Below are 12197 nucleotides of genomic sequence, written 5' to 3' on the forward strand. Positions count from 1 at the left end.
CAGACACAGCACCCCTGCGCGCGCCAGGGCAGGCGCACTCATTCCAGGATCGTCAGGAATTCGTCGTCGGGGGCCCGGTCCGTGCGCAGGGAGTTGACGGGGTGCGACGCGTCGCCGTAGCCCAGGGCCATGCCGCAGAACACCATCAGGTGCGGCGGCAGACCGAGAAACTCGCCGATCGACTTGTGCCACAGTGCCCAGCCCTCCTGGGCGCAGGTGTTCAGGCCGCGTTCCTGCGCGAGCAGCATCACCGACTGCAGGTACATGCCGAGGTCGGCCCACTGCCCGGGCTGCATCTGGCGGTCGATCGTTAGGATCAGCCCCACCGGCGCCCCGAAGAATTCGAAGTTGCGCTTGAACTGGGCCTTGCGTGCCTCCTTGTCTTCGCGCGGAATTCCCAGCACGCGGTAGAGATCCTCCCCGTTCTTGTACCTTCGGGTCTTGTAGGGCTCCGACAGGTCCGGCGGATAGATCTTGTACTCGGTGCCTTCGCCCATGGGCAGATCCACCGCGCGCTCCCGGATGAGCGACCGAAAGCGGTTGAGTGTTTCTCCAGTCAGTGCCCATATGTGCCAGGGCTGGAGATTGCCACCCGACGGCGAGCGGCCCGCCGCCACCAGGATGTCCTTGACGAGCGCGACCGGCACGGGCTTGTCCAGGAAGGCGCGGGTGGACACCCGCGCATTAAGAGCTTCTGCTACTTGCATGTGTTTCCTCTGTTGTTGGCGTGCCGGAAGATGGCGCGCTCGAATTTCTTGCGGCGGATGAAGACGCCATGCTGCTCGCGGTCCCACGTATCTGCGGTCAGCCCCTCATCCCGAAGCACGTGCTTCATGACCTTCTGGATCGGCGTATTGGGAAGCTCGGGCACGATGCGCACGGGATGTTCTCACCACGGCGGCGAATGGCATCCTTCAGCCGGTCGACGAAGTAATAGTCTCCGTCTCGCAAAAACCGAAAGCTGTCGCCCGTGTGAAACCATCCACTGCGCCAGGCGCGCGCAGTGACAGCCGTATCCTTGTAGTAGCCCTGCGTCAGCTCCGACGGCTGTTCTGTCCTCAGCACGAGCTCTCCGCGGTCGCCCGCTGCCACATCGAAATCGTGCGCGTCCACGAGCCGCGCCTCGACACCCGCCCGCAGCCTGCCGCAGGAGCCGGTTGAAGTAGGATTCATCGCGGAGACCAGCGGCATGGATGTTTCCGTCATCTTGTACAGCGTGTACATCCACCGAGAACCGGCGACCGAACGCCAACGCTTCGTAGGTCAGCGGGATCGCCACCACTTTCCTCAGACCGCTGCCGGACTGCTCGCCTGTGCAGTCACTTCGGCTTCGACCTCGTAAGAGGAGAAGTTCTCACCGTGACGCCGGATCGCAGTGACACGTTGATCGAGGTGCTTTTCAAAGGTCTGGGAAGTCACGCCAACGTGGACAACAGCGGGCCTCTGAACCTTTTCAGTCAACGTCATCCAGCACCAAAGACGCAGCCTTCTCACCAATCATCATTGATGGCGCGTTAGTGTTGGCGCACACGATCGTAGGCATTATCGAAGCATCGGCGACCCTCAGCCCTCTAAGTCCGTGCACGCGCAGGCGATGGTCGACTACTGCCCCACGGTCGGTGGAGGGGCCCATCTTGCAAGTGCCCACCGGGTGATAGGTCGTGCCGAAGTTGTTCTGCACGTAGTCGCGCAGCTCTACGTCGCTCTGGACTTGTCGACCTGGTCGGATCTCATCAAGAATTTGGTGAGCCAGCGGTGCCTGACCAAGAATCCGCCGAGTGATGCGAAGTCCTTCGATCAGCACATCCATGTCCGCCGGATCTTCAAAGAAGTGCGGCTCGATGATCGGCAGGTCGGCCGCCAATGACGATCGCAAGCGTAGCCGGCCGCGACTCGCCGGACGCAGCAGGGCAACGAACACATTGAACCCATGCTGCCTCGGGATCACGGAACCGATGGTCCTCAGCATCGGCATGAACTCAAGCTTGATGGTCGGACTTTTCGACTGCCCGTCATGATTGAGAAAACCTCCACACTGGATCACACTTTCGGCCAATACGCCCTTACGTCGAAACAAATACTTTAAGGGCGCATTGGCCAGGCTCGGGGCACCCGCGAATGTGAGTCCGATGCTCTTGTGCCCCCTCTCGCTGGCGGACACCAGGGCGCAGGCATGGTCTTGGTAGTTCTGGCCCACGCCCGCAAGCACATGTCGAACTGTGATTCCGGCGGCGTTCAGCTCCTGTGCATCACCGATTCCAGAAAGCATAAGAAGTTGGGGCGAATTCATGGTTCCGCCGCACAGAATGACTTCCTTGCTCGCGCGCAAATCGACCATCATGCCGTCCCGCAAGACGGAAACGCCCACGACATGGTCGTCTTCGATCAGAAGCTTTTGAACGACCGTGTTGCACATCAAGTGCAGGTTCTTGCGCTCCATCGCAGGATGAAGGAAGGCACGTGCGCTGGTCAGGCGCTCACCTCGGGTCATGGTCAGATGGTGACGGCCAAAGCCATGAATCGACGCTCCGTTCATGTCACCGTTGAACGGGTACCCGGCATTCACTGCCGACTGAATGAACGACGCAGAAAGCGGGTGCAGGTCCTTGATGCCTTCGACACGAAGTTCGCCGTCGCTGCCATGGTAGGTAGATGCTCCGTCCTCGAAATTCTCGTGGCACTTAAAGAAGGGGAGCACGTCTTTAAAACTCCATCCTGAATTGCCCGCTTCGGCCCAGGCGTCGTAATCCTCAGGATGTCCGCGCAGATACAGCATGCCATTGATGGCGCTTGTACCGCCAGCAATGCGGCCACGCGGACTCGGAACCCGGCGTTCGGGCTTCGAAGCATCGCCGACGAGCAGTTCATGGGCCCAATGCGTCGCGGTCTGGCGCATAAGTGCGATCATGCCCATGGGGATGCGCGTGAGATGGCGGTACATTCCGCTTCGATCAGACGGGCCTGCTTCCAGCAGCGCGACGGAGTGCTTGCCGTCCGCCGTCAGCCGGTTTGCCACGACGCACCCAGCAGATCCGGCGCCCACCACGATGTAGTCGAACATGGTCACTTTCTTTCCAAACTGTCAGTCAATGGCTGGGCCAGCGATAAGCCTGACCGAGGCCGAGGGGGCAAGGGATGAAGGCACGTTCAAGCAGACGGTAGATGCAGCACGGTCTCGCGAGTGAACTGGGCAAGGCTCTCGGCACCGCCGAACTCGACGCCGTAGCCCGACTGCTTGACACCGCCCACGGGGGCATTCAGGCTGATGTCCATGTGGTTGTTCACCCACGCCGTTCCAACTTCCAGGCGCCTGGCCAACGCACCTGCCCGCTCGACATCGGGCGACCACACCGAGCCGCCCAGCCCAAGGGACGACGCGTTGGCGCGCTCGAGGGCATCTTCTTCGTCACTGAATCGGATGATGGGAAGAACCGGACAGAACTGCTCGTCATCGACAAGCTGCGACCCGTCTGCGATGTTGGTGACGATGGTTGGGCGCACAAAGTACCCGGGGCCGTGCGTTTCACCTCCGGCGGCAACAACGCCTTCTTGCCGTGCTGCGTCAATGATGGCCTGCGCGCGAGCGTATTGCCCCTGGTTTTGGACCGGGCCGATCTGCGTGCGAGCGTCCATGCCATCGCCCACTACGGCGGCCTGGGCCCTGAGCACCAGTTCGTTGGTCAGTTGTGCATAAATGCGCTCGTGCACGTACAGCCTTTTGATGGCAAGACAGGTCTGCCCGGCATTCTGAAAGGCTGCCCTGAAAATGGAATCTGCGATCTGGGTTGGATGGGAATCCGACAGTACGATGGCGGCGTCATTCCCCCCCAGTTCAAGCACCAGATGCTTGACGTCGTTGCCGGCTTCGCGGGCGATTTGCCGTCCCACCTTGGTGGAGCCTGTGAACGACACCAGATCGATCTTCGGATGGCGCACTAGCAACGCACCTAGGTCATTGGCATCCGTGATGATGTTCAACACGCCTGCGGGCAGCAGATGCCGGACAAGCTCGCCGAATCGCAGTGTTGCAATGGGAGTGTTCGGCGAGGGTTTCAGAACGACGGTGTTCCCTGCCATCAAGGCTACGGAAATCTTGGATGCCATCGTCATCAGGGGATAGTTCCATGTCGCGATCGCACCTACCACGCCAAGTGGCGAGCGAAAGCCCGTGATGGATCGATTCGCTTGGCGCTCATACGGCTGTGGCTCTAGACGCAAGCGCGCGACCGACTCGAAGGCAGCAGCCGCGAACTGCAGTTCACGTCGGGATCCGGCCAGCGGCTTTCCCTGCTCCAACGTGATCAGCTGCGCCAGCTCTTCGCCGTTGTCGCGGATGCAAACGGCGAGCGAGCTGAGCACCGAGGCGCGATGCGCCCATTCGGTTCTTGCCCACCTCGGCGCGGCGTCAGAGGCTGATTGCACGGCTTGATCAAGCTGCGCCTCGCTCGCGATGCTTACGGTGGCGAACGCTGCGCCAGTCGCGGGATTGACGACTTCGCTGGATCTCTGTCCCTCCAGCAACTCGCCGTTGATGAGCAATCGGGGCATGGTCTGAGTTCGCATTTTCAATTTCATTGGAGTCGTTGGCTATGCATGTGTATTCACGCAGCCTGCAGGGATGGCTGCGCTGTCGACGTCAGTCGACTTTGATGCGGCTTTCCTTGATCACGCGTCCGAAAGCCTGCCGCTCCCGGTCGGCGATCGCCTTGATCTGCTCGGGGGACGAGCCTTGAGCTTCCACTCCAATCTCCATGAAGCGTTTGCGCAAGCCTTCATCGGACAGTGCTGCGGTCAGTTCGTGATTCAGTCGTTGAATCAGGCTCGGCGGGGTGGATCCCGGCGCGTAGATGGTGAACCAGGAATCGAAATCTAGATCTCGATAGCCCAGTTCGCCAAGTGTCGGCACATGGGGAAACTGCGGTGACCTTTGAGCACTGGAGACTGCCAGCATTCGAAGTTTTCCCTCCCGCACGAACGGAAAGGACACGCCGCCGTCCATGAAGAAATCCAGATGGCCTGCCGCTAGGTCCTGAATCGCGGGCGGACCGCCTTTATAAGGAACGTGCAGCGCCTCGAATCCGGTGAACATTTCCGCCAAGAGATGGGGCGTGCTTCCGATGCCGACCGATCCGAAGGTCAGTGGCTTGGGCTGCGCCTTTGCGTACTCGACGAACTCCTTAGCGTTTGAAACCGGCAAGTTCGCGCGTACGACCAGATGAAGGCGAATGCGCCCTGCGGCCGTGACAGGAGCCAGGTCCTTCTGCGGGTCGAAGCTCATCTTCTCGTACAGGAACGGGCTCACTGATTCGATGACGGTCGAGCACAGGCACATCGTGTAGCCATCGGCCGGCGATTTGGCGACGTAGTCCGCAGCCAGATTCCCGTTGGCGCCGGGCTTGTTCTCAACAACGACCGGTTGCCCGGTGCTCTGCGCCATCAAGTTGCCTATTGTTCGCGCCATGATGTCCGCGAGCCCGCCGGCCGTGAATGAAACAATGATGCGGATGGGTTTCTGAGGCCACTCTGCCACGGGGCCCGCGTTCCGGGGTTGGTTCGCTCCTTGCGCGCTGGTGATGCCACTGGTTGCGCAGAGCAACGCAGCGAGCGCCGCCGAAAGAACTTTAGATCGGATCATTTTTTGTCTCATGGGGTGCGTGCGCAGTGCGCAATCTGTTGGATTCAGATCGTGCAGAGCCCACGGAACACTAAGCTCGGAACGACGGGTCGATTCGGTCCAGCAAACGCATCAGAGGCGGCCAGTCGCGCGAATCGGCCTGCGTGCGGTGCTCATAGAACAGGCTCGACGTCTTTTCGATCGCGTCTCGCGATGGCATCAAGGGTTTCGTGCCACCACTGAGCGCAGCCACTTGTGCCTGGCAAGCGCGCTCGAGGTAATACATGTTCCCGAAAGCTTCAGCCACGGAGCTGCCGCAGGTGAGCAGTCCGTGGTTCTCAAGAATCATGGCGTTGTGGTCGCCTAGATCGCGAGCCAATCTTTCACGCTCGGCCAAGTCGATGGCAATCCCCTCGTAGGAATGGCGGCCGATCCGGTTGTGGAACTTCATTGCATGCTGGGTGATCGGCAGCAAGCCGTCGGGGTGTGCCGATACGGCCATCCCGGCCGCAGTATGGGAATGCATGACGCAGACGACGTCCGGCCGCGCGGCGTGAATCGCGCTGTGAATCACGAAGCCAGCCGCGTTGATGCCGACGCCGACCGGGTCTTCCAGAATCGCGCCGGCCGGGTCCACTTTCACGAGATTGGAGGCGCAGATCTCTTCGAACGTCAGTCCGAACGCGTTGAGAAGGAACTCCTCGCGGCCTTCAAGCCGCGCGGAAATATGCGTGTACGTGAGGTCGCTCATCCGAAAGTGCGCAGCGAGCCGGTAGCAGGCCGCGAGATCGGTTCGGATCAATTTCTCTGCGATCGGGTATGCAGGTGAACTTTGAGTGGCCTGCAAGGATGAGTTGGTTGACATGAGTTCGTTTTTCTATGAGTGAACGAGTGCGCGGCGCCGGTATGCCAAACGACGCATGATCGACTTGCCGGCTACGATAAAAGAATAGACAAAATGATAGGGTCGATAATGCTATTTGTTTATCAAATCATGTTATCGTTTTCCCTGCATGCACGGGCGAGGCGGTGCGTAGCACGGGCAGGGGGATCTCCGAGTTTGTCCAGCGGAGGCTGCGCACTGGCGGACTCAGGTCAAACCCGACTCGGATCGCATGACGAACAAATAGAAATATCGATCCGTCAGTGGAGTGAACCCCTGGGGCTGGACCATCGGGCAGATCAGAACTGATACGCTGGCCGGGCCTTCAACTAGGAGAAGGTCATGTCATCGAGAGGTCTGTATCGGCGCCACGCGCCGGAGTTCAAGATCCAGCTGTGCCAGGACATCCGCAGTGGCGCCATCGGGCGCCGTGATGCGGCCAGGAAGTACACCCTGTCGACCAATCTGATTCAGCTGTGGCTGGCGCAGTACGACCGGGGCGAGCTCAGCACCGAAGAGGCCGAAGCATCGGTCATCGCGGAGTACGAAGCCAAGATCGCTGCGCTTGAGCGCAAGGTTGGCCAGCTCACGAGACGCAGCAAGCCAGAGAAAGCAGCGCGATATGAATGTCGATGCGGCGCTCGAAGCGAGTACGCAGCTTGCCGAAGGCAGCCAACCAGGCGTGTGTGCGCTCGACCACCCAGCGATGACGCCCGAGCCGGTCATTGCGCTCGATACCACGCCGGGCAATGCGCGCCGTGATGCCCAGCTTGCGCAGGTGGGCGCGGCAACGCGCAAAGTCATAGCCCTTGTCGGCATGCAACTTGTGCGGCTAGCGCCTGGGCCGACCGCGACAGCCGCGCACCTTCGGCAAGGCATCGACCAGTTGCTCGAACACTACCGAGTCATGCCGATTGGCGCCCGTGACGCGAAAGATCAGCGGGATGCCTTGGCGGTCCGTGATGATGTGGCGCTTGCTGCCGAGCTTGCCCCTGTCCGTCGGGTTGGGGCCGGTGTATCGGCCCCCCGGGGGCTGGCCACGCTGGCCGCATCCATGCTGGCTCGGCTGAAGTCCAGCTTGCCGGCGCCGCGCAACTCATCGAGCAACAGCAGATGCAGGCGATGCCACACGCCCGCGGCTTGCCAGTCACGCAGACGTCGCCAGCAGGTCATGCCGCTGCCGAAGCCCAGCTCCTGAGGCAACTCCTCCCATGGGATGCCGGTGCGTAGCACGAACAGGATGCCGTTGAGGGCCATCTCGTCGCTCACTCGCGGGTGACCGCCCTTGGTCGAGGCCACGACTACCGGCAACAGCGGTGCGATCTTCTTGAACAGCGCTGCGCTGATCTCTTTGTTCTTGTTTCGACCCGTGCAGCGTCAAACGCCGATCAGGTGTTTGACGATGACATGGTTTTGTTAGCCGCTCCAAATGGCGTCTCCGGGCCGATCACCGCGGGCGTGTTGACGAGGACGCGCCGGCCTGCAGGCCGTGGGCCAGGCGCCCGCGCGGACGGTGTCCGGGCGTTCTCGAGAAGCGCGAGCCGGTCTTCAACCGCCGGGTTTCACCGGCCCCTCGCGTCGGTCAATTGGTTGTCGAGAGCCCCAGGATTCGGCGCGCATTCTCCGACGCGACTTTGCGCTTGTCGTTTGGGCTGATCGAACAGTTGTCGAACCAGTCCGAGATCTCGTGCATCGATTCGTAGGGGTAGTCCACTGAAAACAGGACGCGATCCACGCCCATCTCGCTCATGGTGTGCTGCAGCGCCTGTGTCCTGAACGTTCCCGACGTGGTGACGTAGAAGTTCTCGCGCAGGTAGTCCATGGGCGTACGCAGATGCGGGCCATGCGCGCTCGCCAGTTGGTGCCGTAGCCGATGTTCCACTCGCGGGAGCGATAAGGCCAGTCCCTCGCCCAGATGGCCCAGAATGACGTTGACGGAAGGGAAGCGGTCGAACAGACCGCTGAGCATCAGGCGCAACGCGTGGGTTGCTGTCTCAATGCCGAAGCCCCAAGCCGATCCGGCGAGCCCTGGATAGCCCTCGTAGCTTTTGCGCTGACTGGGCAACGGCATGCGCGGATGGAGGTAGACCGGAACACCGAGTTCACTGATCTGCTGCCAGAAGGGCAAGTTGACCGGATTGTCCAGATAGCGCGCGGTATCGGGGCCGACATTGGTGAAGCCGTTGACCAGGATGCCCAAGCTACCCAATTCCGTGCAAGCGCGTTTGGCTTCGAGGGCTGCGGCCTCCGGATCCTGCAGGGGAACGCAGGCGAATGTCTTCAGACGCGCCGCATTCTTTCGGACCAACGTGTTGGCAGCGTAATCGTTCATGCGCCGTGCTGCGTCGATGGCAGCCTCTTTGCTGTCGATCTCCTGAATGCCTGGCTGCGTCAGCGACAGCACGGAGATGTCGATTCCTGCGGCATCCATGTCGTCGAGCCGACGGTCCACATCGAGCAGCCGGAGTTTCAGGTCCGCGAAGTACGTCGGGTCGATGAAACCCCATGTTCCCGTGGTGTCGACTTCCGGGAATTCCCAGTGCTCTTCGATGGCGATCTTGCCTTGCATTCGTTTTCTCCTGTTCTGGTTGTATGCCGATGAGCGGACGATTTCCGCAGCGGTGCATGCCTTCAAGCACTTGGTGGACTGCGAGCGCATGGGCCCGCACTAAGCGGGACGGGCTTCACCATTGCTTGCCTGTTCTTGCAGCTGTCGGGAATGTGCCCGTCCAGCAATCGAATGATGTTGGCCGCAGCCTCGTGCGGTATCCGCTCCAGCATCTGGGCTGTGTGCCCTACGGAGTGCGGTGTCAGGATGACGTTGGGCAAGCGCCTGAACGGGTGATCGGACGGCAACGGTTCCACTTCGAAGACATCCAGTGCGGCGGCACCGACCTGGCCGGACTCCAGTGCCTCCACCAGCGCGGTCTCGTCCACCAGGCCGCCCCGCGCCGTATTCACCAGCAGCACGCCGCGCTTCATGCATTCCAGGCGGCCTTTGTCGAGCAGGTGTCGGTTCGCGTCGTCGAGGCGTGTCATCAGCAACACCACGTCGCTGACGGCGAGCAGGTGGTCGCGCGAGACGAACGAAACGCCCGGTGCATCTGGCGGCGCTTCGCGCGTGTGCACGAGGATGTTCGCGTGCCAGCATTGGAGACGCTGGACGATCTCTCGCGTGATGCCACCGTAGCCCACGATTCCAACCGTGCGACCCTTCAACATGCTGCGGTTGCGCACGCGGTCGCCGCCCGAGCGAAGCTCGGCTTCGGTCTCGCGCAGCCGATAGAGCAGGGTGAGCATGAGCATGATCGTGGCTTCGGCCATGCTCTCGCGGCTCTCGCGGACTTCGCCATTCACCACCCAGATGGAGCGGCGCGTGGCCTCGTCGATATCGATCCAGTCGTAGCCCACGAGCGGCGAAACGATTCCTCGTAGCCCTGGCATCGCAGCCATTTCCCTGGCACCGCACGGCACCATCAAGCAAACCAGCAGGGTCGTGCCCGTCATGTTGCTCAAGCTGAGCAGGTCGCGGCTTTCGGTCGCCGTGACCACGGCTGGTCTGCCTGCATGCGCAAGCAAGCCTGCGATCTGCCGCATGAGCGGCTCGGCACGCACCGGACCCACAATGCGAATCATCGTTTCTGCCCAGTCTCTGGCTAGTTGCGGTACGAAGGGTCGGCCCGGTCGAGCATGCGCAACAAGGGCGGCCAGTCCCGCGTGTCCGCCTTCGAGCGATTCTCGTGAAACAGGAGCGCCGTCTTCTGGATCGCATCCGCCGAAGGCGTCAGGGGTTTGACGCCACCGCCCAGCGCAGCGACCTGTGCCTGGCAGGCACGTTCGAGGTAGTACATGTTGCCGAAAGCCTCGGCGACCGTGGCGCCGCAGGTCAGCATGCCGTGGTTCTCCAGAATCATGGCGTTGTGCCCGCCCAGGTCCTTCGCCAATCGTTCGCGTTCGGCAAGGTCGACCGCGATGCCTTCGTAGGCGTGCCTGCCGATCCGGTTGTGAAAGCGCATCGCGTGCTGGGTGATCGGAAGCAAGCCCTCGGGATGTGTCGACACCGCCATGCCTGCTGCGGTGTGGGTGTGCATCACGCAGCGGACATCGTGGCGCGCCGCGTGCACGGCGCTGTGGATCACGAATCCGGCAGCGTTCACGCCCGCGCCCGTGGGGTCGTGCAGGATGGTGCCCTTCGCGTCGACTTTGACCAAATTGGATGCACACACTTCCTCGAACAACAAGCCGAAGGCGTTGAGCAGGAACGCTTCGCCGCGGTCCAGCCTGGCCGAAATATGCGTGTACGTCATGTCGGTCATGCGGAAATGTGCCGCGAGTCGGTAGCACGCTGCAAGGTCGGTCCGGATGGTCCCTTCATCCGTCGGCGGTGGAGATGAATCCAGGCGGGATTCCGAGCTGATCGTGTTCAACATGTCCGGGGTCCTTTGCACAAATTAAATCGGGGAGTTGGGTCACTCCGGCTTGATGCCGGCTTCCTTGAACGCCTGCGCACCGCGCGCCACGTCCTCGCTCAATCGCTTCGACAGGTCTTCCGACTTGCCACTCAAGACCTGGATGCCGCGGCTGGTGATCTTTGACTCGACGAATTCCTGGTTCGACAAGATGCTTTGGATGTCGGCGCTAATCTTGTTCACGATCGGCTGCGGCGTTCCGGCAGGGGCGAACAAGCCGTACCAAAGGCGCGAGATCAAATACGGAAACCCCTGTTCCGTGGCGGTTTGAACGTCAGGAAACTGCGGATGCCTGGCACTGCCGGTCATGGCCAGGACCTTGATCTTCTTGGCCTGAATCAAGGGAGCGGCAACGTTGGTGCCGCCCATGCCCAGCTGGGTTTCTCCGCCCGCGATGGCTGCCATGGCCGGCCCGACGCCTTTGTAGGGCACGGCAAGCACGTCGATCCCCTCGCGTTTGTTCAGCGCTGAGAAGGCGAGATCCGCCTGGCTGCCGCGCGAGAACGAGCCGAAGCTGAGTTGCTTGGGATTGGCACGCGCATAGGCCACGAGTTCGCGCAAGTCCTTGACTGGCAAGTTCTGGTTGGCCACAAGGAACATCTCGGTCTGAGCGATCAGCGAGACGGGTACGAAGCTCTTGTCGGGATCGTACGGCAGCTTGGCGTAGAGAAATCGGTTCGCAATGAACGTGAAGTCGGCGGTTCCGAGAAGGGTGTAGCCATCCGGGGCCGCTCTGGCTGCCGCTTCGGCTCCGATGAGTGAATCAGCGCCGGCGCGGTTCTCGACGATGACGGGTTGCCCCCATTTGTTCGACAGCTCCGCAGCGACTGCACGGTAGAGGATGTCCATGCCGCCCGGCGGGTAGGGCACGATGATCTTGACAGGCTTCTGGGGGAAGGACTCCGCTTGCCCGTGCGAGCCGAAGCACGCCAACAGCAGACCCATCAGAACGAATTTCCAGTTCATCTCGGCACCTTTTTTCTTTCGCAGTCGACAGCCGGCCCGCCTGCAGAGGCTGGCGACGACATCGCAACGTGTCTCCTAGGGCTCGAACTGTAGATTGGTCTATTTGTAGTGTCAATAGTATTATCTATTGGGCGTCGTCGCTGCTTGTCGCGTACCGGGGCGCTCGCCCATGCGCTGGGGGAGGGTCGGGCGCCCGGGAACATTGATGCGTTGAAACCCGAGAATCTGCTCGTAAAACGCACACGTCACATCGAGCGATTGCACG

General features: G+C 61.3%; 10 protein-coding genes and 2 pseudogenes. All 12 read right to left on the reverse strand.

The features are described 5' to 3' along the window. Positions 1-38: 38 nt before the first annotated feature. A complete protein-coding gene (locus AAFF27_10230) occupies positions 39-707 on the reverse strand; it encodes a nitroreductase (GenBank protein ID XAH25544.1) in 669 nt (222 codons plus the stop codon). Then, the gene (locus AAFF27_10235; protein ID XAH25545.1) at positions 698-835 is read right to left on the reverse strand and encodes a hypothetical protein; all 138 of its coding nucleotides are present in this window, start codon (positions 833-835) and stop codon (positions 698-700) included. The genes AAFF27_10230 and AAFF27_10235 overlap by 10 nt, the downstream gene beginning before the upstream one ends. Continuing rightward, positions 832-1245: pseudogene (locus tag AAFF27_10240) on the reverse strand (AMP-binding protein). The gene AAFF27_10235 and the pseudogene AAFF27_10240 overlap by 4 nt, the downstream one beginning before the upstream one ends. A 208-nt stretch (positions 1246-1453) precedes the next feature. After that, positions 1454-3061: a GMC family oxidoreductase N-terminal domain-containing protein gene (locus tag AAFF27_10245; protein XAH25546.1), complete on the reverse strand. Its 1608-nt coding sequence runs from the start codon at positions 3059-3061 to the stop codon at positions 1454-1456. A gap of 86 nt (positions 3062-3147) precedes the next feature. Continuing rightward, positions 3148-4575, reverse strand: coding sequence for an aldehyde dehydrogenase family protein (locus tag AAFF27_10250; GenBank protein XAH25547.1), 1428 nt, complete (start codon positions 4573-4575; stop codon positions 3148-3150). 61 nt (positions 4576-4636) lie between these two features. Next, complete coding sequence (locus AAFF27_10255; protein XAH25548.1) at positions 4637-5635, reverse strand: tripartite tricarboxylate transporter substrate binding protein; 999 nt, start codon at positions 5633-5635, stop codon at positions 4637-4639. Positions 5636-5705: 70 nt separating this feature from the next. Continuing rightward, positions 5706-6479, reverse strand: a complete 774-nt coding sequence (locus tag AAFF27_10260; protein XAH25549.1) for a class II aldolase/adducin family protein — start codon at positions 6477-6479, stop codon at positions 5706-5708. 604 nt (positions 6480-7083) lie between these two features. Continuing rightward, a pseudogene (locus tag AAFF27_10265) lies at positions 7084-7844 on the reverse strand (IS5 family transposase). A gap of 235 nt (positions 7845-8079) precedes the next feature. Next, positions 8080-9066, reverse strand: a complete 987-nt coding sequence (locus AAFF27_10270) for an amidohydrolase family protein (protein ID XAH25550.1) — start codon at positions 9064-9066, stop codon at positions 8080-8082. Positions 9067-9128: 62 nt separating this feature from the next. Beyond that, positions 9129-10133, reverse strand: a complete 1005-nt coding sequence (locus AAFF27_10275) for an NAD(P)-dependent oxidoreductase (protein XAH25551.1) — start codon at positions 10131-10133, stop codon at positions 9129-9131. 20 nt (positions 10134-10153) lie between these two features. Next, positions 10154-10927, reverse strand: a complete 774-nt coding sequence (locus AAFF27_10280; protein ID XAH25552.1) for a class II aldolase/adducin family protein — start codon at positions 10925-10927, stop codon at positions 10154-10156. Positions 10928-10966: 39 nt separating this feature from the next. Further along, positions 10967-11932, reverse strand: a complete 966-nt coding sequence (locus tag AAFF27_10285; GenBank protein XAH25553.1) for a tripartite tricarboxylate transporter substrate binding protein — start codon at positions 11930-11932, stop codon at positions 10967-10969. Positions 11933-12197: the final 265 nt, after the last annotated feature.

It is taken from the genome of Xylophilus sp. GW821-FHT01B05, from assembly GCA_038961845.1.
GTDB lineage: Bacteria > Pseudomonadota > Gammaproteobacteria > Burkholderiales > Burkholderiaceae_C > Xylophilus.